At 73.9% G+C, this 23,161-nt stretch carries 24 protein-coding genes and 1 pseudogene; 16 read left to right on the plus strand and 9 right to left on the minus strand.

Annotated features, from left to right (window positions below; translation table 11 throughout):
- Positions 1-141, plus strand: a 141-nt coding sequence (locus ACZ63H_RS35835; RefSeq protein WP_469872403.1) for an acyl-CoA carboxylase biotin carboxyl carrier protein subunit, incomplete at its 5' end; no start/stop codon positions are given.
- A gap of 321 nt (positions 142-462) precedes the next feature.
- Here the strand turns inward: ACZ63H_RS35835 and ACZ63H_RS35840 are convergent.
- Complete coding sequence (locus ACZ63H_RS35840) at positions 463-1,362, minus strand: DeoR/GlpR family DNA-binding transcription regulator (protein WP_469872362.1); 900 nt, start codon at positions 1,360-1,362, stop codon at positions 463-465.
- A gap of 203 nt (positions 1,363-1,565) precedes the next feature.
- Positions 1,566-3,014, minus strand: coding sequence for an NAD(P)H-quinone dehydrogenase (locus ACZ63H_RS35845; protein ID WP_469872364.1), 1,449 nt, complete (start codon positions 3,012-3,014; stop codon positions 1,566-1,568).
- Between the two features lie 96 nt (positions 3,015-3,110).
- On the opposite strand from ACZ63H_RS35845, the gene ACZ63H_RS35850 reads away from it, so the two are divergent.
- The 3 genes from ACZ63H_RS35850 (at position 3,111) to ACZ63H_RS35860 (ending at position 6,271) form a co-directional block, all read left to right on the plus strand.
- A complete protein-coding gene (locus ACZ63H_RS35850; protein ID WP_467933141.1) occupies positions 3,111-3,548 on the plus strand; it encodes a gamma-glutamylcyclotransferase family protein in 438 nt (145 codons plus the stop codon).
- 125 nt (positions 3,549-3,673) lie between these two features.
- Positions 3,674-4,498 carry a purine-nucleoside phosphorylase gene (locus tag ACZ63H_RS35855; protein WP_469872365.1) on the plus strand — a complete coding sequence of 275 codons (825 nt, stop codon included), beginning with the start codon at positions 3,674-3,676 and terminating at the stop codon, positions 4,496-4,498.
- A gap of 141 nt (positions 4,499-4,639) precedes the next feature.
- A complete protein-coding gene (locus ACZ63H_RS35860) occupies positions 4,640-6,271 on the plus strand; it encodes a phospho-sugar mutase (RefSeq protein ID WP_469872367.1) in 1,632 nt (543 codons plus the stop codon).
- A gap of 824 nt (positions 6,272-7,095) precedes the next feature.
- Here the strand turns inward: ACZ63H_RS35860 and ACZ63H_RS35865 are convergent.
- The gene (locus ACZ63H_RS35865; RefSeq protein ID WP_469872369.1) at positions 7,096-7,794 is read right to left on the minus strand and encodes a PH domain-containing protein; all 699 of its coding nucleotides are present in this window, start codon (positions 7,792-7,794) and stop codon (positions 7,096-7,098) included.
- A 160-nt stretch (positions 7,795-7,954) separates the two neighbouring features.
- Between ACZ63H_RS35865 and deoC the strand changes: the two genes are divergently transcribed.
- Genes deoC through ACZ63H_RS35880 form a run of 3 tightly spaced genes read left to right on the plus strand, consistent with a single transcriptional unit; the run spans position 7,955 to position 11,231 of the window.
- Positions 7,955-8,920, plus strand: coding sequence for a deoxyribose-phosphate aldolase (gene deoC / locus ACZ63H_RS35870; RefSeq protein WP_469872371.1), 966 nt, complete (start codon positions 7,955-7,957; stop codon positions 8,918-8,920).
- 3 nt (positions 8,921-8,923) lie between these two features.
- Positions 8,924-10,354: an aldehyde dehydrogenase family protein gene (locus ACZ63H_RS35875; RefSeq protein WP_469872373.1), complete on the plus strand. Its 1,431-nt coding sequence runs from the start codon at positions 8,924-8,926 to the stop codon at positions 10,352-10,354.
- Positions 10,347-11,231, plus strand: a complete 885-nt coding sequence (locus tag ACZ63H_RS35880; protein WP_469872375.1) for an aldehyde dehydrogenase family protein — start codon at positions 10,347-10,349, stop codon at positions 11,229-11,231. The genes ACZ63H_RS35875 and ACZ63H_RS35880 overlap by 8 nt, the downstream gene beginning before the upstream one ends.
- 21 nt (positions 11,232-11,252) lie before the next feature.
- Here ACZ63H_RS35880 and ACZ63H_RS35885 read toward each other — a convergent pair whose 3' ends face one another.
- The gene (locus tag ACZ63H_RS35885; protein WP_469872377.1) at positions 11,253-11,654 is read right to left on the minus strand and encodes a hypothetical protein; all 402 of its coding nucleotides are present in this window, start codon (positions 11,652-11,654) and stop codon (positions 11,253-11,255) included.
- A gap of 127 nt (positions 11,655-11,781) precedes the next feature.
- Here ACZ63H_RS35885 and ACZ63H_RS35890 point away from each other — a divergent pair, with 127 nt between their 5' ends.
- Positions 11,782-12,417 (plus strand): uridine kinase family protein, encoded by a 636-nt coding sequence (locus tag ACZ63H_RS35890; protein WP_469872379.1) that lies wholly within the window; start codon positions 11,782-11,784, stop codon positions 12,415-12,417.
- Between the two features lie 167 nt (positions 12,418-12,584).
- Here ACZ63H_RS35890 and ACZ63H_RS35895 read toward each other — a convergent pair whose 3' ends face one another.
- On the minus strand, positions 12,585-13,322 hold the full coding sequence (locus ACZ63H_RS35895) for a SigE family RNA polymerase sigma factor (RefSeq protein WP_469872381.1): 738 nt from the start codon (positions 13,320-13,322) through the stop codon (positions 12,585-12,587).
- A gap of 248 nt (positions 13,323-13,570) precedes the next feature.
- Between ACZ63H_RS35895 and afsQ1 the strand changes: the two genes are divergently transcribed.
- The 5 genes from afsQ1 (at position 13,571) to ACZ63H_RS35920 (ending at position 17,516) form a co-directional block, all read left to right on the plus strand.
- Complete coding sequence (gene afsQ1 / locus ACZ63H_RS35900) at positions 13,571-14,248, plus strand: two-component system response regulator AfsQ1 (protein ID WP_026248263.1); 678 nt, start codon at positions 13,571-13,573, stop codon at positions 14,246-14,248.
- The gene (locus ACZ63H_RS35905; RefSeq protein WP_469872383.1) at positions 14,245-15,861 is read left to right on the plus strand and encodes an ATP-binding protein; all 1,617 of its coding nucleotides are present in this window, start codon (positions 14,245-14,247) and stop codon (positions 15,859-15,861) included. Before afsQ1 ends, ACZ63H_RS35905 begins: the two co-directional genes overlap by 4 nt.
- Complete coding sequence (locus tag ACZ63H_RS35910) at positions 15,858-16,457, plus strand: hypothetical protein (RefSeq protein WP_469872385.1); 600 nt, start codon at positions 15,858-15,860, stop codon at positions 16,455-16,457. The genes ACZ63H_RS35905 and ACZ63H_RS35910 overlap by 4 nt, the downstream gene beginning before the upstream one ends.
- A 183-nt stretch (positions 16,458-16,640) precedes the next feature.
- The gene (locus ACZ63H_RS35915; protein ID WP_469872387.1) at positions 16,641-17,207 is read left to right on the plus strand and encodes a VanZ family protein; all 567 of its coding nucleotides are present in this window, start codon (positions 16,641-16,643) and stop codon (positions 17,205-17,207) included.
- Positions 17,208-17,315: 108 nt separating this feature from the next.
- Positions 17,316-17,516 carry a PspC domain-containing protein gene (locus ACZ63H_RS35920; RefSeq protein WP_469872389.1) on the plus strand — a complete coding sequence of 67 codons (201 nt, stop codon included), beginning with the start codon at positions 17,316-17,318 and terminating at the stop codon, positions 17,514-17,516.
- 77 nt (positions 17,517-17,593) lie between these two features.
- On the opposite strand, the gene ACZ63H_RS35925 is transcribed toward ACZ63H_RS35920, so the two are convergent.
- Together ACZ63H_RS35925 and ACZ63H_RS35930 are read right to left on the minus strand one after the other, a co-directional pair.
- The gene (locus ACZ63H_RS35925; protein ID WP_469872391.1) at positions 17,594-17,977 is read right to left on the minus strand and encodes an ATP-binding protein; all 384 of its coding nucleotides are present in this window, start codon (positions 17,975-17,977) and stop codon (positions 17,594-17,596) included.
- A 202-nt stretch (positions 17,978-18,179) separates the two neighbouring features.
- Positions 18,180-18,299 (minus strand): annotated as a pseudogene (locus tag ACZ63H_RS35930) (adenosine deaminase); the annotation flags it as partial.
- A gap of 89 nt (positions 18,300-18,388) precedes the next feature.
- Here ACZ63H_RS35930 and ACZ63H_RS35935 point away from each other — a divergent pair.
- On the plus strand, positions 18,389-19,150 hold the full coding sequence (locus ACZ63H_RS35935; RefSeq protein ID WP_469872393.1) for an alpha/beta hydrolase family protein: 762 nt from the start codon (positions 18,389-18,391) through the stop codon (positions 19,148-19,150).
- Between the two features lie 16 nt (positions 19,151-19,166).
- On the opposite strand, the gene ACZ63H_RS35940 is transcribed toward ACZ63H_RS35935, so the two are convergent.
- On the minus strand, positions 19,167-20,117 hold the full coding sequence (locus ACZ63H_RS35940) for a LysR family transcriptional regulator (RefSeq protein ID WP_469872395.1): 951 nt from the start codon (positions 20,115-20,117) through the stop codon (positions 19,167-19,169).
- Positions 20,118-20,180: 63 nt separating this feature from the next.
- On the opposite strand from ACZ63H_RS35940, the gene ACZ63H_RS35945 reads away from it, so the two are divergent.
- Together ACZ63H_RS35945 and ACZ63H_RS35950 are read left to right on the plus strand one after the other, a co-directional pair.
- Positions 20,181-21,491 (plus strand): MFS transporter, encoded by a 1,311-nt coding sequence (locus ACZ63H_RS35945; RefSeq protein ID WP_469872397.1) that lies wholly within the window; start codon positions 20,181-20,183, stop codon positions 21,489-21,491.
- 275 nt (positions 21,492-21,766) lie between these two features.
- The gene (locus ACZ63H_RS35950) at positions 21,767-22,780 is read left to right on the plus strand and encodes a sigma-70 family RNA polymerase sigma factor (protein WP_469872399.1); all 1,014 of its coding nucleotides are present in this window, start codon (positions 21,767-21,769) and stop codon (positions 22,778-22,780) included.
- Here ACZ63H_RS35950 and ACZ63H_RS35955 read toward each other — a convergent pair.
- Positions 22,664-23,017, minus strand: coding sequence for an STAS domain-containing protein (locus ACZ63H_RS35955; RefSeq protein ID WP_469872401.1), 354 nt, complete (start codon positions 23,015-23,017; stop codon positions 22,664-22,666). The genes ACZ63H_RS35950 and ACZ63H_RS35955 overlap by 117 nt on opposite strands.
- Positions 23,018-23,161 lie beyond the last annotated feature (144 nt).

Below are 23,161 nucleotides of genomic sequence, written 5' to 3' on the forward strand. Positions count from 1 at the left end.
GGCGACCTCGTCGTCGTCCTGGAGGCCATGAAGATGGAACAGCCCCTCAACGCCCACAAGTCCGGCACCGTCAAGGGCCTCACCGCCGAAATCGGTGCCTCCCTCACCTCCGGCGCCCCCATCTGCGAGATCAAGGACTGAACCGCAGTCGGACGGCAGTGAGCCGGCCCCTGGCGCCTGTCGCCGGGGGCCGGCCGCGTTGCGGGCCCCCGCCCGCCTCGGCGCGGTCGGTGGCGGAAGGCGCGGTGCGGGCGTGGACGCCGCGGCTTCGCCGCCCGTCCGCCCCGGGCCCCCGCCGGGCCCTCCCGCGGGCCGGCCGCATCGCCCTGGTCTCGCGCCGCGCTCTCACGACGGTGGCCGCGACCGCCCCGTGGGCGGCGTCGGCGCACGCCGTGCCCGCCTCGCCCGGCGACCGTCGGCCGAGTGTCCGCGCCGTACGGGGCGGCCCCTGCGGCGGGCCGCTCAGCGCCGCCGCAGATCCGCCACGCGTCCCCGTTCGGACGGGGTCGGGTCGGGGAGGGGGGTGGTGGAGCGCAGCGTGGGGGTGTGGCTTCTGCGGGGTCCCGGCAGGGGGGTGCGGCGGCCCGCTGGGACCTGGTCACCCCCCGGGTTTCCGCTCGCCCCCGCAACGGCGATCTGGACGCCCTGGTCGGCGAGGGCCTGCAGTTCGGTGACCGCGCGGTCGTCGTGGCCCGGGGGCTCGTCGGTGACCAGGCGGGTGATCAGGTCCGTCGGCACGGTCTGGAACATCGTGTCCGTGCCCAGCTTGGTGTGGTCGGCGAGGACCACGACCTCCGCGGCGGCCTGGACGAGTGCCCGGTCGACGGACGCCGAGAGCATGTTGGAGGTGGACAGGCCCCGTTCGGCGGTCAGGCCGCTTCCGGAGAGGAACGCCTTGGAGACGCGCAGGCCGTGGAGGGACTGTTCGGCCCCGGAGCCGACGAGGGCGTAGTTGGAGCCGCGCAGGGTGCCCCCGGTCATCACGACCTCCACCCGGTTGGCGTGGGCCAGTGCCTGGGCCACCAGGAGGGAGTTGGTGACGACCGTCAGGCCCGGCACGCGCGCGAGGCGGCGGGCCAGCTCCTGCGTGGTCGTCCCCGCCCCGACCACGATGGCCTCGCCCTCGTCGACGAGGCCCGCGGCGAGGTCGGCGATGGCGGTCTTCTCGGCGGTCGCGAGGTGCGACTTCTGCGGGAACCCGGACTCCCGGGTGAACCCGCCCGGCAGCACCGCACCGCCGTGCCGGCGGTCGAGGAGTCCTTCGGCCTCCAGTGCGCGCACGTCCCGCCGTACGGTCACTTCGGAGGTCTGGACGACGCGGGCGAGCTCACGGAGCGACACGGCACCGTTCGCTCGCACCATTTCGAGGATCAATTGGCGACGTTCAGCAGCGAACACGAAACTGACAGTAACCCCAGCGACCGTCTGGTTTCAGCAGTTTGCGCCGAATAGCAGAAGTTGTTCGCAGGGTGGGGTGCGAAGTGGTATAGGGCGCCGACCGGCCCGGCTTCACCGTCCGTCGACGCCCCACGCCCTTGTGACCAGCGGAAAGCCGGCCTGGACCGTCAGCCCTCCGCGCTCGCCTTGCGCGTGTGCAGCTGGCGGGCGACCTCCGCGATCGACCCCGAAAGGGAGGGGTACACGGTGAAGGCGTTCGCGATCTGTTCGACCGTCAGATTGTTGTCGACGGCGATCGAGATGGGGTGGATCAGTTCCGAGGCGCGCGGCGCCACCACGACACCGCCGACGACGATCCCGGTGCCCGGCCGGGAGAAGATCTTCACGAAGCCGTCCCGGATGCCCTGCATCTTCGCGCGCGGGTTGCGCAGCAGCGGCAGCTTGACCACGCGCGCGTCGATCTTGCCCGCGTCCACGTCCGCCTGCGTGTAGCCGACGGTGGCGATCTCGGGGTCCGTGAAGACGTTCGAGGAGACCGCCTTCAGGTCCAGCGGGGCCACCGCGTCGCCCAGGAAGTGGTACATGGCGATCCGCCCCTGCATGGCGGCCACGGACGCGAGGGCGAAGACGCCGGTGACGTCGCCGGCCGCGTAGACGCCGGGGGCGGTGGTGCGCGAGACCCTGTCGGTCCAGATGTGCCCGGACTCGCGCAGCTTGACCCCGGCCTCCTCCAGCCCCAGGCCCGCGCTGTTGGGAATGGCACCGACGGCCATCAGGCAGTGCGTGCCGGTGATGACCCGGCCGTCGGCCAGCGTCACCTCGACCCGGTCGCCGACGCGCTTGGCGGACTGCGCGCGGGAGCGGGCCATGACGTTCATGCCGCGGCGCCGGAAGACGTCCTCCAGCACGGCGGCGGCGTCCGGGTCCTCGCCGGGCAGCACGCGGTCGCGGGAGGAGACGAGGGTGACCTCGGAGCCGAGGGCCTGGTAGGCGCCGGCGAACTCGGCGCCGGTGACGCCGGAGCCGACCACGATCAGCTCTTCGGGCAGCTCGGTGAGGTCGTAGACCTGGGTCCAGTTGAGGATGCGCTCGCCGTCGGGGCGGGCGTCGGGCAGCTCGCGCGGGTGCCCGCCGGTGGCGATGAGGACGGCGTCGGCGGTGAGGGTCTCCTCGGTGCCGTCGGCGGCGGTGACGACGACCTTCCGGGACCCGTCCAGGGCCTGCATGCCGTCCAGCCGGCCGCGCCCGCGCAGCACCCGGGCGCCGGCGCGCGTGACGGAGGCGGTGATGTCGTGGGACTGGGCGAGCGCGAGGCGCTTCACCCGGCGGTTGACCTTGCCGAGGTCCACCCCGACCACCCGGGCCGACCGCTCCAGCGGCGGGGTGTCGTCGGCGACGATGATCCCCAGCTCCTCGTAGGAGGAGTCGAAGGTGGTCATCACCTCGGCCGTAGCGATAAGGGTCTTCGACGGCACGCAGTCGGTCAGCACCGACGCTCCGCCCAGACCGTCGCAGTCGACGACGGTCACCTCCGCGCCGAGCTGGGCGGCCACCAACGCCGCCTCGTATCCGCCGGGTCCGCCACCGATGATCACGATCCGAGTCACGTACTCCATTGTCCCGCACGCTTCAAGGTGCCACTGCCCCGGGGCACCACCGGATCGCTCCCGTGGCACACGGGGCGCGCGGGGCGGCTGCCGTACCCTCTCCCCATGTCGCTCTATGCCGCCTACGCCGGCAACCTCGACGCGCGCCTGATGTCCCGCCGCGCCCCGCACTCCCCGCTGCGCGCCACCGGCTGGCTGAACGGCTGGCGGCTGACCTTCGGCGGCGAGCAGTTGGGCTGGGAGGGCGCGCTGGCGACGATCGTCGAGGACCCGCTGGCCCAGGTCTTCGTCGGCCTGTACGACATCGCGCCGATGGACGAGGAGTCGCTCGACCGGTGGGAAGGGGTGGGGCTCGGCCTCTACCGCCGGGTCCGCGTGCGCGCGCACACCCTGGACGGTGAGGAGCCGGCCTGGGCCTACGTCCTCGACGGCTACGAGGGCGGGCTGCCGTCGGCGCGCTATCTGGGCGAGATCGCCGACGCGGCGGAGTCGGCGGGGGCCCCGCACGACTATGTGATGGAACTCCGCAAGCGCCCCTGCTGAGACCGGCGACCCGCCCCTTACCTCCCGGTTCGCCCTCCCTTTGTGGAAAACGACGACACAACGGACCCAATCCCGTGTGCTCTGTCATCTACGCGCGTAGGCGAAGAGCGGTTACCCTCATCGGCGTGAACGCATCTCTTCTTCCGGACGACATCCAGGGCGACCCTTACGCCGCCGCCGACGCCGCCGCCGCGCGCCTGCGCGCCCTCACCGGCGCCGAGACCCACGACGTCGCCCTCGTGATGGGCTCCGGCTGGGCCCCGGCCGTCGACGCGCTGGGCGCCCCCGACGCCGAGTTCCAGGTCACCGAGCTGCCCGGCTTCCCGCCGCCGGCCGTCGAGGGCCACGGCGGCAAGGTCCGCTCGTACTCCTTCGGCGACAAGCGCGCCCTGGTCTTCCTGGGCCGCACCCACTACTACGAGGGCCGCGGCGTGGCGGCGGTGGCGCACGGCGTGCGCACGGCGGTCGCGGCCGGCTGCAAGACCGTGGTGCTCACCAACGGCTGCGGCGGTCTGCGCGAGGGCATGCGCCCCGGCCAGCCGGTGCTGATCAGCGACCACATCAACCTGACGGCGACGTCCCCGATCGTCGGCGCGAACTTCGTCGACCTGACGGACCTGTACTCGCCCCGGCTGCGCGCCCTGTGCAAGGAGATCGACGCCACGCTGGAGGAGGGCGTCTACGCCCAGTTCCCCGGCCCGCACTACGAGACCCCGGCCGAGATCCGCATGGCCCGCGTCATCGGCGCCGACCTGGTCGGCATGTCCACGGTCCTGGAGGCCATCGCCGCGCGTGAGGCGGGCGCCGAGGTGCTGGGCATCTCCCTGGTCACCAACCTGGCCGCGGGCATGACCGGCGAGCCCCTCAACCACGAGGAGGTCCTCCAGGCCGGCCGCGACTCGGCGGCCCGGATGGGCCAGCTGCTGACGCAGGTGCTGGGCAGGCTGTAAGCGGACGCGGGCGCCCCGGCGCCGGTGGACGGGACTCCCGTGCGCCCACCTCCCGGCCGGCGGTTCCGGGTGGACGAGCGGACGGACGGGAGGGTCCGGGGGCACGGCCCCCGGTGACGACTAGGAGAGGTTGATCCCAAGGTGCACGACGATCTCATCGCCCGGGCCGAGGCCTGGCTCGCCGAGGATCCCGACCAGGAGACCCGCGAGGAACTCGCCAAGCTGATCGAGGCCGGCGACACGGCGGAGCTGGCGGCCAGGTTCGGCGGCACGCTCCAGTTCGGCACGGCGGGCCTGCGCGGCGAGCTGGGCGCCGGCCCCATGCGCATGAACCGCGGCGTCGTCATCCGCGCCGCGGCCGGACTCGCCGCGTACCTGAGGAAGCAGGGCCGGGGCGACGGCCTGGTCGTCGTCGGCTACGACGCCCGGCACAAGTCGGCCGACTTCGCCCGGGACACCGCCGCCGTGATGACCGGCGCCGGCCTGCGCGCCGCCGTGCTCCCCCGCCCGCTGCCCACCCCCGTGCTGGCCTTCGCGATCCGGCACCTGGGCGCGGTCGCCGGCGTGGAGGTCACCGCCAGCCACAACCCGCCCCGGGACAACGGCTACAAGGTCTACCTCGGTGACGGCTCCCAGATCGTGCCGCCCGCCGACGCGGAGATCGCCGCCGAGATCGACGCCATCGCCTCCCTGCACGACGTCCCGCGCCCGGACGCCGGCTGGGAGATCCTGGACGACTCGGTCCTGGACGCCTATCTGGCCCGTACGGACGCCGTCCTGGCGGCGGGCTCCCCGCGCACCGCCCGCACGGTCTACACGGCCATGCACGGCGTCGGCAAGGACGTGCTGCTGGCCGCCTTCGCCCGGGCCGGCTTCCCCGAGCCGGTGCTGGTCGCCGAGCAGGCCGAGCCGGACCCGGACTTCCCGACGGTCGCCTTCCCGAACCCGGAGGAGCCGGGCGCGATGGACCTGGCCTTCGCCCGGGCCCGTACGGCCGAGCCCGACCTGATCATCGCCAACGACCCCGACGCGGACCGCTGCGCGGTGGCCGTCAAGGACGGTGCCGACTGGCGGATGCTGCGCGGCGACGAGGTCGGCGCGCTGCTCGGCGCCCACCTGGTGCGCCGCGGCGCGAGGGGCACCTTCGCGGAGTCGATCGTCTCCTCCTCCCTGCTCGGCCGGATCGCCGGGAAGGCGGGGCTGCCGTACGAGGAGACCCTGACCGGCTTCAAGTGGATCGCCCGCGTCGACGGCCTGCGCTACGGCTACGAGGAGGCCCTCGGCTACTGCGTGGACCCCGAGGGCGTGCGCGACAAGGACGGCATCACCGCCGCGCTGCTGATCACCGAGCTGGCGTCGGTGCTGAAGGAGGAGGGCCGCACCCTTCTCGACCTGCTCGACGACCTCGCCGTGGAGCACGGCCTGCACGCCACCGACCAGCTGTCGGTGCGGGTGGAGGACCTGTCGCTGATCGCGGACGCGATGCGCCGGCTGCGCGAGCGGCCGCCGGCCGAGCTGGCCGGTCTGCCCGTCGTCCGGGCCGAGGACCTGAGCCTCGGCTCGGAGAGCCTGCCGCCCACCGACGGCCTGCGCTACACCCTGGACGGCGCCCGGGTCGTCGTCCGCCCCAGCGGCACCGAGCCGAAGCTGAAGTGCTACCTGGAGGTCGTCGTGCCGGTCTCGGCGCCCGCCGGCCTGCCGGCCGCCCGCACCCGCGCGGCGGAGCTCCTGGCCGCCGTCAAGCGCGACCTGTCGGCGGCCGCGGGCATCTGACCCGCGCCCCTTGCGGACGACCGCGCCGGGCTCCCCGCCGGGGGCCCGGCGCCGGCGCGTCGTCCTCCGGCACACCCCCGCGACGCGGCCGGTCCGGGCGCCGGCGCCGTCCACCGGCCGCCGCACGGAGCTTCCCGAACACCCGCGACGCACCCGGCCCGGGTGACCGAACCGTTCACCGGCCACCCGCCCGGGCCGTCCCCACCCCGCGCCCGCACCTCCCACACGGCACTGCGCGCACCACGGCACACCGCCGCGCCAAGGCTCCCCGGGCACCCACCCTCGCCCCGGCCGGGCGACACCCTCGACAGGAGGGGCCCCGCACCCCGGCACGCACCCGGCCCGGATGGCCGAACCGTTCACCGGCCACCCGCCCGGGCCGTCCCCACCCCGCGCCCGCACCTCCCACACGGCACTGCGCACCACGGCACACCCCCGCGACGCGGCCGGTCCGTGCGCCGTCCACCGGCCGCCGCACGGAGCTTCCCGAACACCCGCGACACACCCGGCCCGGATGGCCGAACCGTTCACCGGCCACCCGCCCGGGCCGTCCCCACCGCGCCCTGCGCACCACGGCACACCGCCGCGCCAAGGCTCCCCGGGCGCCCACCGTCGCCCCGGCCGGGCGGCACCCTCCACAGGAGGGGCCCCGCACCCCGGCACGCGGCCGGCCCGGATGGCCGGAGCCGCCGGTGGTCCGGGCCGGGCCCGTCCCGTCCCGTCCCTTCACGACGAACGCCGCCGGACCCCTCGGGGGCCCGGCGGCGCGGAAGAACGCACAGGGCGGGCGCGGCGGCCGTGGCGGCGCGCGGAGTCGCCCCGCCTCACCCCGTGGCGAGCAGGATCGCGAGGAGGACCGCGCCGGCGACCGCGGGCGCGGCGACCTCGTAGGCCCAGCGCACGGTGACCTCCCCCTGCGCCGACTCGGTCCCGCCGTGCTGTTCGAGGAGGGCGCGCAGGTCGTCCATGACCTTGTCGGTCTCGGCGCGGGCCGGCCCGGTGTCCGGGCCGCGCAGGGAGAACCCGCCGAGTCCCAGGCCGCTCGGCGCGAGGGCACCGCCCCGGCCGCCCGCCCCGCCCCGGGCCGCGTCCGCCGCCGCCCGCTGCTGCCGGCGCGCCGCCTTCTTGCGGGCGCGCAGCGAGACGGGGACCGCCCACAGCTGGTACTTGGCGCCGGACCTGGCGAGGACCTCGTTGGTGTAGCCGGAGCGCAGGCCGGCGACCTCGCCCCAGGGCAGGCTGATCACCCGGAACGGGTTGCGCACGCGCAGCCGCTCCTCGTTGGCGAAGACCGCCGGGCGGAGCGTGAAGGCGAGGAGCAGCGGCACGACCAGGATGAGGCCGGCCAGCGCCAGCCACGGGGTGCGACCGTGCCCCTTGAACAGCGCGTCGAAGCCCAGCCAGAGCACGACCAGGAGCAGCAGCGCGCCCCCCGCCAGCCCCAGGGGCGAGCGGTAGATCCGGTCCTTGGCGGCGGGTACCGGAGGCTGTGACGCGGGTGACGGGTGGTCCGGGGTGGTCATGGCCCGATTCTGCCCCACGCCCCCCGCCGTGCCACCACCCCGCCGGAACGTCCCCGCACGTGATTCGCCCGGCACCCGGCGTCACCCCTGTGACGGGTCCCGCCCCGGGGGCGCCGTCGCGGGACTTCCCATCCGCTACGCGCGTAGATATGCTCGTCTGGTGACCATGCCCACTACCGCATCCTCAGCCCACGTTCTCTCGGACGTCGCCGCGTCCGACAGCACGCTGCGCCGCTTCCTGCACGGGCTGCCCGGCGTCGACGCGGTCGGCCTGGAGGCGCGCGCCGCGTCCCTCGGCACCCGCTCCATCAAGAACACCGCGAAGGCGTACGCCATCGACCTCGCCATCTCGATGGTCGACCTGACGACGCTGGAAGGCGCGGACACCCCGGGCAAGGTCCGGGCACTCGGCGCCAAGGCGGTCCACCCCGACCCCACGGACCGTACGGCCCCCACGACGGCCGCGGTCTGCGTCTACCCCGACATGGTGGCCGTCGCCAAGGAGGCCGTCGCCGGCTCCGGCGTGCAGGTCGCCTCCGTGGCCACCGCCTTCCCGGCCGGCCGGGCCGCGCTCGACGTGAAGCTGGCCGACGTGCGCGAGGCCGTCGCCGCCGGCGCCGACGAGATCGACATGGTCATCGACCGGGGCGCCTTCCTGGCCGGCAGGTACCTGAAGGTGTACGACGAGATCGTCGCCGTGAAGGAGGCCTGCGGCACGAGCGCCCGGCTGAAGGTCATCTTCGAGACCGGCGAGCTGTCGACGTACGACAACATCCGCCGCGCCTCCTGGCTCGGCATGCTGGCCGGCGCCGACTTCATCAAGACCTCCACCGGCAAGGTCGCCGTCAACGCGACCCCCGCGAACACCCTGCTCATGCTGGAGGCCGTGCGCGACTTCCGGGCGCAGACCGGCGTCCAGGTCGGCGTGAAGCCGGCCGGCGGCATCCGCACCAGCAAGGACGCGATCAAGTTCCTGGTGCTGGTCAAGGAGACCGCGGGCGAGGACTGGCTGGACAACCACTGGTTCCGCTTCGGCGCCTCCTCGCTCCTCAACGACCTGCTGATGCAGCGCCAGAAGCTGGCCACGGGCCGCTACTCCGGCCCCGACTACGTAACGGTGGACTGAAACATGGCATTCGAGTACGCTCCCGCGCCCGAATCGCGCGCGATCGTCGACATCGCCCCGTCGTACGGCCTGTTCATCGATGGGGAGTTCGTCGAAAGCTCGGGTGGGGGTCTCGGCAAGACGGTCTCTCCGGCCACCGAGGAAGTACTCGCCGAGTACACCCAGGCCGACGCGGAAGACGTCGACCGGGCGGTCAGGGCGGCGCGCAAGGCGTTCGAGAAGTGGTCGGCCCTGCCCGGCGCCGAGCGCGCCAAGTACCTGTTCCGCATCGCCCGGATCATCCAGGAGCGCAGCCGGGAGCTGGCCGTCCTGGAGACGCTGGACAACGGCAAGCCGATCAAGGAGACCCGCGACGCGGACCTCCCGCTGGTCGCCGCGCACTTCTTCTACTACGCGGGCTGGGCCGACAAGCTCGACCACGCCGGCTTCGGCGCGAACCCGCGCCCGCTGGGCGTCGCGGGCCAGGTCATCCCCTGGAACTTCCCCCTCCTCATGCTGGCGTGGAAGATCGCCCCGGCGCTCGCCACCGGCAACACGGTGGTGCTCAAGCCCGCCGAGACCACCCCGCTGTCGGCCCTGTTCTTCGCGGACATCTGCCGCCAGGCCGGTCTGCCGAGGGGTGTGGTCAACATCGTGACCGGTGACGGCCGGACGGGCGCGGCGCTGGTCGCGCACCCGGACGTGAACAAGGTGGCCTTCACCGGCTCCACGGCCGTCGGCAAGGAGATCGCCCGCACGGTCGCCGGCACGGCGAAGAGGCTCACGCTCGAACTGGGCGGCAAGGGCGCCAACATCGTCTTCGACGACGCGCCGGTCGACCAGGCCGTCGAGGGCATCGTGAGCGGCATCTTCTTCAACCAGGGCCAGGTCTGCTGCGCGGGCTCCCGCCTGCTGGTGCAGGAGTCGGTCCAGGAGGAGGTGCTGGACGCCCTCAAGCGCCGGCTGTCCACGCTCCGCCTCGGCGACCCGCTGGACAAGAACACCGACATCGGCGCGATCAACTCCGCCGAGCAGCTCGCCCGGATCACCGCGCTGGCCGAGCGGGGCGAGGCCGAGGGCGCCGAGCGCTGGTCCCCGGCCTGCGAACTGCCCGACGCCGGCTACTGGTTCGCGCCGACGCTGTTCACGAACGTCACCCAGGCCCACACGATCGCCCGCGAGGAGATCTTCGGCCCGGTGCTGTCGGTCCTCACCTTCCGTACGCCCGACGAGGCCGTCGCCAAGGCCAACAACACCCAGTACGGCCTGTCGGCCGGCATCTGGTCCGAGAAGGGCTCGCGCATCCTGGCCGTCGCGAACAAGCTGCGCGCCGGTGTCGTCTGGTCCAACACGTTCAACAAGTTCGACCCGACCTCGCCGTTCGGCGGTTACAAGGAGTCGGGCTTCGGCCGCGAGGGCGGCCGCCACGGCCTGGAGGCGTACCTCGATGTCTGACCGTTTGAGTGTCTTCAAGACCTACAAGCTGTACGTCGGCGGGAAGTTCCCGCGTTCGGAGAGCGGCCGGGTGTACGAGGTGACCGACTCGAAGGCCAACTGGCTGGCGAACGCGCCCCTGTCCTCCCGCAAGGACGCCCGCGACGCGGTGGTCGCCGCGCGCAAGGCGTTCGGCGGCTGGTCCGGCGCGACCGCCTACAACCGCGGCCAGGTCCTCTACCGCGTCGCGGAGATGCTGGAGGGCCGGCGCGAGCAGTTCGCGCGCGAGGTGGCCGACGCGGAGGGGCTGTCCAAGTCGAAGGCGGCGGCCGTCGTGGACGCGACGATCGACCGCTGGGTCTGGTACGCGGGCTGGACCGACAAGATCGCCCAGGTGACCGGCGGCGCCAACCCGGTCGCGGGCCCGTACTTCAACCTCTCCTCCCCCGAGCCGACCGGCGTGGTCGCCGTCGTGGCCCCGCAGGAGTCCTCCTTCCTGGGCCTGGTGTCGGTCGTGGCCCCGGTGATCGCCACCGGCAACACGGCGGTCGTGATCGCCTCCGAGAAGGCCCCGCTGCCGGCCCTGTCCCTCGGCGAGGTGCTGGCCACGTCGGACGTCCCGGGCGGTGTCGTCAACGTCCTGTCCGGCCGTACGGCGGAACTCGCGGCGCCGCTGGCCGCGCACCAGGACGTCAACGCGATCGACCTCGCGGGCGCCGACGAGGTGCTGGCGAAGGAGCTGGAGATCGCGGCGGCCGACAATCTGAAGCGGGTCCTGCGTCCACAGGCTGTGGACTACTTCGAGACGCCCGGGACCGAGCGGCTGACGGCGTTCCTGGAGACGAAGACGGTGTGGCACCCGACGGGGTCGCTGGGCGCGGGCGGTTCTTCCTACTGAGGGGCTCCGCGCGGGGGCGCCTCAGTGGCCCAGGGACGCGAGGACCGGCCCCGCCAGCGGCACGCTGCCCAGCGACCGCGCCTGGGCCAGGGGGCGCGTCAGCATCTGGGTGCCGACCGGCTGGAAGTCGGCCACCTGGGTTCCGACGCCGTTGTCCAGCGGGTCGACACCCGTGCCCGCCAGCGGGTTGGGCTTGAGACCGGCGACCGGGCCGGTGACGTAGCCGACGATGCCCGTCAAGGCGCGCAGGCCGGCCTCGGGGTCGATGGTGCCGGTGTCGACGGGGCGGTAGGTCACGCCCGTGCCGGGGACCGTCTCGGCGGACGCCGAGGCCGCCCCGGCGCCCAGGGCCGCTCCCGCGACGGCGAGGACGGCCAGGGCGCGCTGCGCGGTGAGGTGCTGGGGGGAGGCGTGTCGGGCCATTGCTGATGCCACCTTCTGCTGCACTGGGTGATCGTGTCGGCACGAAGGGTAGTTGAGGCGGGGCTCACGCTCAAAAGCCGACCCGCGGGCTCGGCAGGCGCTCCGTCATGCGTCAAACTGGTGTTCCGTGAGCATTCATCCTCCGTCTCCCGCCCGTGTCGTGCTGCTGTGCGGCCCCTCGGGCTCGGGCAAGTCCCTCGTCGCCGCCCGCTCCGGGCTCCCCGTGCTGCGCCTGGACGACTTCTACAAGGAGGGTGACGACCCGACCCTGCCCCTGGTGGAGGGGAGTTCGGACATCGACTGGGACCATCCGGGCTCCTGGGACGCGGACGTCGCGGTCGAGGCCATCGCCCGGCTGTGCGCCACGGGGTCGACGCCGGTGCCGGTGTACGACATCGCGCTGAGCGCCCGGACCGGCGAGGAGACGCTGCGCATCGGCCGTACCCCGCTGTTCATCGCGGAGGGCGTCTTCGCCGCGGAGATCGTCGGGCGCTGCCGGGAACTGGGGGTGCTGGCGGACGCCCTGTGCCTGTCCCGCGGCGCGTTCACCACCTTCCGGCGGCGCTTCGTGCGCGATCTGAGGGAGGGCCGCAAGTCGGTGCCGTTCCTGCTGCGCCGCGGCTGGCGGTTGATGCGCGCGGAGCGGTCGATCGTCGCCCGGCAGGTGTCCCTCGGCGCGCACCGTTGCGACCGGGACGAGGCGCTGGGCCGGCTGGCGGCAGCGGCGGCGGGCCGCCAGGTACGGCAGCAGACGCCGGCCTGAGCGCCGCGGCGGGCACGCGAAACGGGACTGGCAGGTCCCCCCGGACCACCAGTCCCGTTCCTGTTGTTCCCCCGTGTTTCCCCCCGCGGGCCCACTCCCCAGTGGTCCCCCGTATCCCCCTGTCCCCCGTGTTCCCCCCCTCGGGCCACCCCCCGGTGGCCCTGCCCTCAGGCGACCAGTTCGCCGAAGGCGGTCTCCTCGTCACGGCCGAGGCTCAGCACCTCGTCGTCGCGCAGGCGGCGCAGCGAGCGCCAGATGCTGGACTTCACCGTGCCGACGCTGATGCCGAGGATGTCGGCGATCTCCGGGTCCGTGCGGCCCTCGTAGTAGCGCAGGACCAGCATGGTGCGCTGGAGTTCGGGCAGCCGGGCCAGCGCCTGCCACAGGACCGCGCGCAGCTCGGTGCCGCGCATCGCGTCCGTCTCGCCGGGCGTCTCCGGCAGTTCCTCGGTCGGGTACTCGTTGAGCTTGCGCCGCCGCCACGCGCTGATGTGCAGGTTGGTCATGGTGCGGCGGAGGTATCCGCCGACCGCGGCCTTGTCGCTGATCCGGTCCCAGGCCCGGTACGTCGAGAACAGCGCGCTCTGCAGCAGGTCCTCGGCCTCGTGGCGGTCGCCGGTCAGGTGGTAGGCGGTGGCGTACAGGGAGGCGCGGCGCTCCTGGACGTAGGCGGTGAACTCCGCCTCCGACAGCGAACGGCGCTCCCCCGGGTCCTCCCCGTACGCGGCTCCCCCGTGCGTTTCCCCCCTGTGCGCGTCAACCACCGACATGTACGCCGGGTGCTGACGCCCGGTGCCGCGGGCGCACCCCCGCATGCCCGCGGCACCGGACTTCTCGGACCCCCGGCGCACGTCGTGCAGACGCGTGACCACTGCGCTGGTGCTGATGCCGTGCAGCGTGTTCATCTCGCGCTCCCCGTCGTGGACTTCCGGTGAATCGTTCGTGCCGGACCGGCTCGCTCCCCGTCCGGCCCGTGACGAAAAGCCTGCCGGGGCCACTTCATGGCCGTGTCCGCCGACTGTCACAGACCTGTCACAGGGGTGCGGCGGACCTCCGGCGAGGCCCGTGACGTGCCGCGTACGGTGGGTGGCGGTGCGCGAGCAGTGGTGCGGGCAGGTCGTACGACACCCCGTCCATGGGCCAGAATGAAGCCGTGCCTTCCCTGTTGCTGATCGAGGACGACGACGCCATCCGTACGGCCCTGGAGCTCTCCCTGACGCGCCAGGGACACCGGGTCGCCACCGCTGCCAGCGGCGAGGACGGCCTGAAACTGCTGCGCGAGCAGCGGCCGGACCTGATCGTGCTGGACGTGATGCTGCCCGGCATCGACGGGTTCGAGGTCTGCCGCCGCATCCGGCGCACCGACCAGCTCCCGATCATCCTGCTGACCGCGCGCAGCGACGACATCGACGTCGTGGTCGGGCTGGAGTCGGGGGCCGACGACTACGTCGTCAAGCCGGTGCAGGGCCGGGTGCTGGACGCCCGGATCCGGGCCGTGCTGCGGCGCGGCGAGCGCGAGTCCAGCGACTCGGCGACCTTCGGCAACGTCGTCATCGACCGTTCGGCGATGACGGTCACGAAGAACGGCGAGGACCTCCAGCTGACCCCGACCGAGCTGCGGCTGCTGCTGGAGCTGAGCCGGCGGCCCGGGCAGGCGCTGTCCCGGCAGCAGTTGCTGCGGCTGGTGTGGGAGCACGACTACCTGGGCGACTCGCGCCTGGTCGACGCGTGTGTGCAGCGGCTGCGCGCCAAGGTCGAGGACGTGCCGTCGTCCCCGACGCTGATCCGTACCGTCCGAGGTGTCGGCTACCGCCTGGACGCCCCTCAGTGACCGGTACGCGAGGGAGGCTGCGCGGCTGGGCCGCGGGGCGAGGGGGAAGTCTGTCGCGCCTGAGGTTCACCAGCCTGCGGCTGCGCCTGGTGGTGGTGTTCGCGCTGGTCGCGCTCACCGCCGCGGTGTCGGCGTCGGGCATCGCCTACTGGCTCAACCGGGAGGCGGTGCTCACCCGCGCCCAGGACGCGGTGCTGCGCGACTTCCGGCAGGAGATGCAGAACCGCGCGGGCGCGCTGCCCGAGCACCCGTCCCAGGACCAACTGCAGCGCGCCGCCGGCCAGATGGCCGCCAGCAGCCAGCGCTTCAGCGTGCTGCTGGTCGCCACGGACACCGACGGCAAGACGGTGTACGGCAACTCGGGCGGCATCAACGGCTTCGCGCTGGAGGACGTGCCGTCCTCGCTGCGCGCGGCCGTGACCGAGCGGCAGCGGGTCGGCGACCGGAACGCGGAGCCGTACCACCTGTACTGGCAGCGGGTCGTGGACCACGGCACGCCGTTCCTGGTGGCCGGCACGCGGGTCATCGGCGGCGGTCCGACCGGCTACATGGCGAAGTCGCTGGAGCCGGAGGCGAAGGACCTCAACTCGCTGGCCTGGTCGCTGGGCATCGCGACCGGGCTCGCGCTGATCGGCGCCGCGCTGCTCGCGCAGGCCGCCGCCACGACCGTGCTGAAGCCGGTGCACCGGCTCGGGGTGGCCGCGCGGCGGCTCGGCGAGGGCAGGCTGGACACCCGGCTGCGGGTCTCCGGCACCGACGAACTCGCCGATCTGTCGCGGACGTTCAACAACGCGGCCGAGGCGCTGGAGAAACGGGTCGCGGAGATGGCGGCGCGGGACGAGGCGTCCCGCCGGTTCGTCGCCGACATGTCGCACGAGCTGCGCACCCCGCTCACCGCCATCACCGCCGTCACGGAGGTGCTGGAGGAGGAGCTGGAGGCGGAGACCGGCAGCATGGACCCGATGATCGAGCCCGCGGTCCGGCTGGTGGTCAGCGAGACCCGGCGGCTCAACGACCTGGTCGAGAACCTGATGGAGGTCACCCGCTTCGACGCGGGCACCGCCCGGCTGGTGCTGGACGACGTCGACGTCGCCGACCAGATCACCGCCTGCATCGACGCCCGGGCCTGGCTGGACGCGGTCGAGCTGGACGCCGAGCGCGGCATCCACGCCCGGCTGGACCCGCGCCGCCTGGACGTCATCCTCGCCAACCTGATCGGCAACGCCCTCAAGCATGGCGGGTCGCCGGTGCGGGTGTCGGTGCGGGAGGCGGACGACTCGGTCGAGATCCGGGTCCGCGACCACGGGCCGGGCATCCCCGAGGACGTGCTGCCGCACGTCTTCGACCGCTTCTACAAGGCGAGCGCCTCCCGGCCGCGTTCCGAGGGCAGCGGGCTCGGCCTGTCCATCGCCCTGGAGAACGCCCACATCCACGGCGGCGAGATCACCGCCGCCAACTCCGCCGAGGGCGGCGCGGTCTTCACGCTCCGGCTGCCCCGGGACGCCTCGCGGCTGACCGAGCAGGACGGCGGGGACGACACGGACACCAAGGACACCAAGGACGCCGAGGGCGCCGGGACCGGGCGGGACAGCACGGGGAAGGAGGGGTCATGACCGTACGACGCCTGGTGGCGCTGCCCCTCCTCGGCGCGCTGCTCACCGGCTGCGGCATCCGGGCCACGGAGGTGCCGACCGACTTCGGGCCGGCGCCGTCCCGGGTGCCGTGCTCGCTGACCGGGCCGGACCGGTCCACGCAGTCCGCGCACGGGGTGCCGGTGCAGGTCTTCCTGCTGTGCGGGGCGTCCCTGGTCGCCGTGGACCGCACGGTGCCGGTCCCGGAGGGCACCCCGGACGCCCGGCGCCGGGTGATCGTGGCGCAGGGGTTGCTGGACCAGCTCGCCGCGTCCCCGTCGGCAGCGGAGCGCTCCGCGGGCTACCGGACGTACGTCCCGGGCGGGCTCGGGGTGCGCGGGCCCGGCCCGAAGGACCCCGAGGACGCGCTCCGGCTCAGCACGGCACCCTCGCGGCTGACCTCCGACGCCCTGGCCCAGCTGGTGTGCACGCTGTCCGACTCGGCGGCCACGGAGGGCGACGGCTCGGTCATCCTGGGCGGCCCGGACGCGGGCCCGGTGCGCCGGTACGCCTGCACGGACGAGGTGCGCGACCACCCGCACAGCGCCCAGCCGCCGTCCGGCGAGGTCACGGAGTAGGCGGGACGCGGGGGTCCGGCGCCTCGGGGGGCGTACGGCGCCTTAAGGGGGCGTACGGCCACCCCTGCGGGTGTCCCCCGGCGCGGGCGCTCCCGTGCGCGCCCCCGACGGAACCCCGGCGTGCCCGTGCCGAAACGTTTTCACCGCGGAACCGTTCCGCCCCGTGCCCGCGTCTAGGGGGGCGTGCAGCGTCAAGGCTCCATCGGCGGCAGCGCCGCGATCCGCATCCGTGTGACGGGGGGTGTCCTCCTCGCCACGCACCTCGCCCTCGTCGCCTGGCTGATGCTGCGCCCCCTGGACGTCCCCTGGGTGATGCCCCCGAACCTGCGCCCGCTGGCCGGCATCCGGGCCGATCTGGCGCTGGGCTGGCCGGGTGCCGCCCGGCCGCTCGGCGAGGGTCTGGCGCTGCTCGCCCCGCTGGGCGTGCTGCTGCCGGCGGCGCACGGCAGACCGGCCGTCTCCCCGCTCGCCTCGCTGCTGCGGACGGCCGCGGCCGGCGCGCTGATCTCGCTCGGCATCGCCCTGTTGCAGACCGGTGTACCGGGCCGGGTGGTGGACGTCGACTCGGTGCTGCTGAACACGGCGGGGGTCGTGCTGGCCCACCTGGCCGTCGTACCGGCCGGACGGTCCTGGCTGCGGCGGCGGACGGCGCGGGAGCCGGGTGCGGCGGCCGGGCCGGCGGTCGGCCTCGCGGAGGAGCTGTCTCAGGGCCGTACCCCGACGATTCCCAGGGTCGGGATCGCACCTTAGAGTGATGCTTCGTCCTCTTCGTCCGCCTACCGTGGAGTGCAGTTGAGGGACCCGCCCGGGGTCCCGCCACCGGCTCGGGAGCGAGCCGACGACCACGGAGGAGCCGACATGGCCGCCCTTTCCCGCCCCACCCACGGCCGCGTGATCGGCGGAGTCTGCGCCGGACTGGCCCGGCGCTTCGGCACTTCGGCCACGACGATGCGGGTGATCTTCCTGGTGTCCTGCCTGCTGCCGGGCCCGCAGTTCCTGCTGTACATCGCGCTGTGGCTGCTCCTGCCGTCCGAGGACAAGGCCCGTACCGCCTGGTGAGCGCCGCGGCCGGGGCGAGCGCGCCACAGGGGGCGCGTCCGGACGGGCCGGAGGCGCCCCGCGTGTCCCGGTGGGGGTCAGCCGAGCGGGAGCCCGTTGACCGGCGTGCCCTTCGTGGGCAGGCCCTTCAGCGGCAGTCCGCCGAGCAGCCCGGCGACCGGCTTGGTCGGGCCCTCGGCGACGGCGCGCTCGGCGACGGGCTGCGCGACGGCCGCGCCCTTGCGGACGGCCGGCACCGCGGCGGCGACGCCACGCTTGGCCAGCGGCTTGAGCGTCTTCACCGCTCCGCTGTCGGGCAGCGCGTCCACGACCTGCCCGGGCGGCAGCAGCTTCGTGACGGTGTCCAGGGTGTGGGCGGCGTCCGGGGCGGCCGGGGCCGCGTTGGCCGCGCCCGCGCTGACGACGGCGACGACGGCGCCCAGGGCGGCGACACCGAGGGTCTTGGCAGCAGACTGCTTCATGGTGCATGCGTCCTTGCGTGCGGAAACGGGAGATCACGAACGATCCGAGCGGTCCACGACCGTAAACATCACACACCACTCCCCGCAAACACCGAAATGCGGACGCCGAGTGACATTGCATCCGCTTCCCCCACCGACCGGCACACGGCGACCGGGCGCCCGGACCGACGGAACCGCTGGTGGGCGCCGCCTGCCGGAACGGTCATTCGGATTTCGGCTCGGCATATCCGGACCCGACGGCCTCATTGATCACCGCGAGAGGTTCATCGAAAGGAATGAACGCCGATTTCATCGCATTGACGGAGAACCCTCGATCCGGGTCCGGCGCTGTTTCCGATGCTTTTCCGTCGATACGCAACGGTGACCCGCCGTACGGGTTTCGTGTACCGCCCCTTCTGACACTGTTCTGTCATGGGACAGCAAGCGACGCCGGTGCGAACGGCCAGGCTGGGAAAGGCGGTCGGCCCGGCGCCGGCTCCGGTGTGCGGAGCGGTGCTGCTGCTCCCCGGCGGTGAGGAGGTCTCCGACCGCCGGCCCTCCCCCCTGCGCTCCCTTCCCCTGATCCGCTCCCTGGGCCGCGCCCTCGCCCGCGCCGGTCGCGCCGAGGGGCTGGCCGTCCACCGCGTCCACTACCGCTACCGCGGCTGGAACGGCGGCGAGGCGCATCAGGCGACGGACGCCGAGTGGGCCGCCGACGAGGTCGTGCGCCGCTACGGCGATGTCCCCGTGTGCCTGGTCGGCGTCGACATGGGCGGCCGGGCGGCGCTGCGCGCCGGCGGCCACGAGGCCGTCGACTCCGTGGTGGCGCTCGCCCCCTGGCTCCCGGAGGACGACGTGGCCGCCCCGGCCGAGCCGGTGAAGCAGCTGGCCGGCCGCCGGGTGCTGATCGTCCACGGCACCAACGACGAACGCACCGATCCCGAACTGTCCTTCCGGTACGCGGAGCGGGCGAAGAAGGCGAACCGCGAGGTGTGCCGCTTCGAGGTGCACTCCGACGGCCACGGCCTGCACGGCCACCGCTCCGAAGTCCTCGCCCTGACGGCCGACTTCGTCCTGGGCGCCCTCTTCGGCCACTCCGTCTCCCGCCCGGTGGAGGACGCCCTGGCCGCACCCCCGCCGATCGGCCTGCGGATGCCGCTGGCGGCGGGGTTCGGGCGGTCGTTGCGGCGGTAGGGCCGGGGCGCCGCCCTCAGGGCAGGAGGTTGCCGCGCCTCGACAGCAGGAACTTCTTGAACGCCGCCACCGGCGGTGTGTCCGGGCGGTCGGCCAGCCAGGCCACGCCGATCTCCCGGGCCGCCCGCGGGGCCGTGACCGTCAGTTCCACCACGCCCGGGCGGGGGACCGTGGGCGGGGGCAGGAGGGCCACGCCGAGACCGGCCGCCACCAGGCCCCGCAGGGTCTCGGCCTCCTCGCCCTCGAAGGCGACCCTCGGCCGGAAGCCCGCCTGGCGGCAGAGGTCGTCGGTGATGCGGCGCAGGCCGTAGCCGGGCTCCAGGGTGACGAAGGTTTCCTCGGCCGCCTCGGCCAGGCGGATGCGGCGGCGGGCGGCCAGCCGGTGGTCCGCGGGGACGACCAGGCGCAGCTTCTGCTCGTCCAGGCGGCGGGCGACCAGATCGGGGGCGTCGGGCACCGGCGAGGTGAGGCAGAGGTCCAGCTCGCCGGCGCGCAGCCGCTCCAGCATCGCCTCGCCGTAGTTCTGCACCAGGCTGAAGCGGATGCGCGGATGGCCGGCGCGGAACGCGTGCAGCAGACCGGGCACGGTCTCGGCGCCCATGGTGTGCAGGAAGCCGAAGGCGACCTTGCCGGTGGCCGGGTCGGCGTCCGCGCGGACCTCCTCGGCGGCCCGCTCGATCTCGGCGAGGGCCCGCTCGGCGAAGGCGAGGAAGGTGCGCCCCGCGGTGGTCAGGGAGACCGTGCGGCCGTGCCGGGCGAACAGGTCGACGCCCAGGTCCCGTTCCAGGCGGGCCATGGCGCGCGAGAGCGTGGACTGCGGGACGTTCATCTCCTGCGCGGCGCGGGTGACATGCTCCGTGCGGGCCACCCCGGCGAAGTAGGCGAGGCGGGGCGCGAGCGACAGCGCCATGTCTTCTGTGTCACCGAACGGTGACAGCCGGGGCTGTGAACTGTGCTGATGCGCCATGGGAACGATTATGGCCGTTCCATGCATTGGACGCATGAGCCGGACGGTCCCTACGGTCGGGGTATGTCTCCCGCCAGTACCGGGGCGTCCACCAACGTGGGCGCCGTACCGTCCGTTCCCGTCCCCGGATCCTCCGGCTCCGACGTCACCGGGTCCGACTCCCGCATGACTCCGGGCGGCCCCGGCTACCGCCGGATGAGCCTCGCCCTCTTCCTCGCCGGGGTCGCGACCTTCGCCCTGCTGTACTCCACCCAGGCCCTGCTGCCGCTGATCTCCGGGGAGTTCGGGGTCGCGGCGAGCGAGGCGAGCTGGACGGTGGCGGCGGCGACCGGCGGACTGGCCCTGTTCGTGCTGCCCATGAGCGCCCTGTCGGAGCGGTTCGGGCGCCGTACGGTGATGACGGCCTCGCTGGCCGTCGCCGTCACCGTCGGACTGCTGGTTCCCTTCGCGCCGTCCCTCGGCGCGCTGGTGGTGCTGCGGGGCGTGCAGGGCGCGGCGCTGGCGGGACTGCCGGCCTCGGCGACGGCCTATCTGGCCGAGGAGGTCCGGCCGAAGGCGCTGGTCACCGCCATCGGGCTGTTCGTGGCGGGCAACAGCGTCGGCGGCATGAGCGGCCGGGTGATCACCGGCTGGGTCGCGCAGGAGTGGGGCTGGCGGGTCTCGGTCGGCGTCATCGGTGCCCTCGCGGTCGCCTGCGCGGTGGCGTTCCGGCTGCTGCTGCCCGCGCCGCGCCACTTCACGCCGGGCTCGCTGCGTCCCCGGGTCCTGCTCGGCACGGTCCGCGGCCACCTCGCCGATCCGCTGCTGCGCCGCCTGTACGCGATCGGCGCGCTGTTCATGACGGTGTTCGGCGGTGTCTACACGGTGATCGGCTACCGGCTGACGGCGGCGCCGTTCGGGCTGCCGCAGGGCATCGTGGGCTCGATCTTCCTGGTGTACCTGGTGGGCACGGTCTCCGCCTCGGCCGCGGGCCGGCTGGTGGGCCGGTTCGGCCGCCGGGGCGCGCTGTACCTGGCGGGCGGTACGACGGCGGCGGGCCTGCTGCTGTCGCTGGCCGCGCTGCTGCCGCTGGTCCTGCTCGGCCTGGTGCTGATCACGGCGGGCTTCTTCGCCGGGCACGCGGTGGCCTCCTCCGCGGTCGGCAAGACGGCCACGCACGGCCGTGCCCAGGCCTCGGCGCTGTACCAGTCCGCGTACTACGTCGGCTCCAGCGTGGGCAGCACGGTCGGCGCGCTGGCCTTCCGCTCGGGCGGCTGGACCGGCACGGTCGGCGTCGGCCTGCTGGCGGTGCTGGGCGTGGTGGCGATCACCGTGCTCGGCTCCGTGGCGGCGCGGCGGACGGTCGTGCGTCCGGCGCAGGCTCCCGCGCACTGACTCCGGGTGCCTCGGGCCCCCGGGTACCGCACCGGGGTGCCCTCGCCCCCGCGCGCCGCACCGGGGTGTCCTGGCGGCCCGTGCGCCCGCCGGGCCTCCGGGCGTTCGCGGCGCGCGCCGGCCTTGCCCGGCGTGCGCCGCTCGGGCGCGGGGGGCGACCCCCGCGCACCCGGCATTTCCCGACTCCGGCGGCCATTGTCGGTGGGCTGCGGTAGCTTCCGAGGTGCTGGGGCGCGACGGTGCGCCGCGGGGACGGCCGCAGGGGTGGGTGGACGATGGGCAACGGAACGGCGACGGCGGATCTCGATGTCGCACTGGAGAAGCACCGGACCGAGCTGACGGGGTACTGCTACCGGATGCTGGGCTCCTCCTTCGAGGCCGAGGACGCGGTCCAGGACACCCTGGTGCGCGCCTGGCGGAGCCACGAGAAGTTCGAGGGCCGCTCCTCGCTCAGGTCGTGGCTGTACCGGATCGCGACGAACGTGTGCCTGGACATGCTGTCGGCGGGCAACAAGCGGGCCCGGCCGATGGATCTGACGGAGTCGACCCCGCTCGCGCAGGCGGCGCTCGTGCCGCGCCCGGACCACACCTGGCTGGAGCCGATGCCGGACGCCCGGGTGCTGCCGGCCGTGGCGGACCCGGCGGAGGCGGCGGTCGCCAAGGAGTCGGTGCGGCTGGCCTTCATGGCGGCGCTCCAGCAACTGCCGCCCAAGCAGCGGGCGGTGCTGATCCTGCGCGAGGTGCTCGCGTGGAAGGCGAGCGAGGTGGCCGAGCTGCTGGACACCTCGGTGGCGTCGGTCAACAGCGCGTTGCAGCGGGCCCGGGCCACGCTCGCCGAGCGCGCGGACACGGGGGCCGAGGGGGCGGTGTCCGACCCGCTGGACGAGGAGCAGCGAAAGCTGCTGGAGCGGTATGTGAAGGCGTTCGAGGGCTATGACATGGCGGCGCTGACGGCACTGCTCCACGAGGACGCCGTCATGACGATGCCGCCGTTCGACCTGTGGCTGCGCGGCACCTCGGACATCACCGGTTTCATGCTGACCATCGGTGCCTCCTGCGCGGGGTCCCGGCTGGTGCCGGTCCAGGCCAACGGGCTGCCGGCGTTCGCGCACTACAAGCCGGACGAGGAGAACGGCGGGTTCACGCCGTGGGCGGTGCAGGTGCTGGAGATCTCAGCCGGGCGGATCACCGGTTTCCACTGCTTCCTCGACACCCAGCGCTGGTTCCCGCTCTTCGGCCTGCCCCTCCGTCTGGAAGCGCAGGCCGACGAGGCCCAGCAGCGCGCCTAGTTCCGGACCGGCGTTCCGCAGCCGTATCCGCCCGCCGGCCCGGCGGGCGGTCAGCTCCAGCCGGGCGAGCAGATCGACGGCCGCCAGCCCCGGCGGCCCGAGCCCGCCCACGTCGCACACGACGATCCCGCCACCGTCCGCGAGCGCTTCCCGCACGGCGGCGCACCACCCCGCCGCCTCGTCCCGGCGGACGGGGCCGGTCGGCACGAGCACGAGGACGGGCGTCTTGTCATCCACGTGCGGGTAGACCGCCCGACCGGCCGGAACTCATCGCCGCGGGCCCGCCCCGCCGGGGGGGGGGGGGGCGGACGCCGGTTCCCCGGACGAGGGGGGGGGTTTCTCCGGGGGGTGACCGTCATAAGAACACTTAGAGGGGCGGGG

This window comes from Streptomyces sp. NPDC104831, from assembly GCF_055583025.1.

Coding starts and splice junctions, on each gene's coding strand:
- ACZ63H_RS35865 (WP_469872369.1), bottom strand. CDS start 7,794: ATGACCACCCCGGACCACCCGTCACCCGCGTCACAGCCTCCGGTACCC.
- ACZ63H_RS35935 (WP_469872393.1), top strand. CDS start 18,389: ATGGGACAGCAAGCGACGCCGGTGCGAACGGCCAGGCTGGGAAAGGCG.
- ACZ63H_RS35920 (WP_469872389.1), top strand. CDS start 17,316: ATGGCCGCCCTTTCCCGCCCCACCCACGGCCGCGTGATCGGCGGAGTC.
- ACZ63H_RS35845 (WP_469872364.1), bottom strand. CDS start 3,014: ATGGAGTACGTGACTCGGATCGTGATCATCGGTGGCGGACCCGGCGGA.
- ACZ63H_RS35910 (WP_469872385.1), top strand. CDS start 15,858: ATGACCGTACGACGCCTGGTGGCGCTGCCCCTCCTCGGCGCGCTGCTC.
- ACZ63H_RS35940 (WP_469872395.1), bottom strand. CDS start 20,117: ATGGCGCATCAGCACAGTTCACAGCCCCGGCTGTCACCGTTCGGTGAC.
- ACZ63H_RS35895 (WP_469872381.1), bottom strand. CDS start 13,322: ATGAACACGCTGCACGGCATCAGCACCAGCGCAGTGGTCACGCGTCTG.
- ACZ63H_RS35850 (WP_467933141.1), top strand. CDS start 3,111: ATGTCGCTCTATGCCGCCTACGCCGGCAACCTCGACGCGCGCCTGATG.
- ACZ63H_RS35950 (WP_469872399.1), top strand. CDS start 21,767: ATGGGCAACGGAACGGCGACGGCGGATCTCGATGTCGCACTGGAGAAG.
- ACZ63H_RS35840 (WP_469872362.1), bottom strand. CDS start 1,362: ATGGTGCGAGCGAACGGTGCCGTGTCGCTCCGTGAGCTCGCCCGCGTC.
- ACZ63H_RS35880 (WP_469872375.1), top strand. CDS start 10,347: ATGTCTGACCGTTTGAGTGTCTTCAAGACCTACAAGCTGTACGTCGGC.
- ACZ63H_RS35885 (WP_469872377.1), bottom strand. CDS start 11,654: ATGGCCCGACACGCCTCCCCCCAGCACCTCACCGCGCAGCGCGCCCTG.
- ACZ63H_RS35925 (WP_469872391.1), bottom strand. CDS start 17,977: ATGAAGCAGTCTGCTGCCAAGACCCTCGGTGTCGCCGCCCTGGGCGCC.
- ACZ63H_RS35945 (WP_469872397.1), top strand. CDS start 20,181: ATGTCTCCCGCCAGTACCGGGGCGTCCACCAACGTGGGCGCCGTACCG.
- ACZ63H_RS35875 (WP_469872373.1), top strand. CDS start 8,924: ATGGCATTCGAGTACGCTCCCGCGCCCGAATCGCGCGCGATCGTCGAC.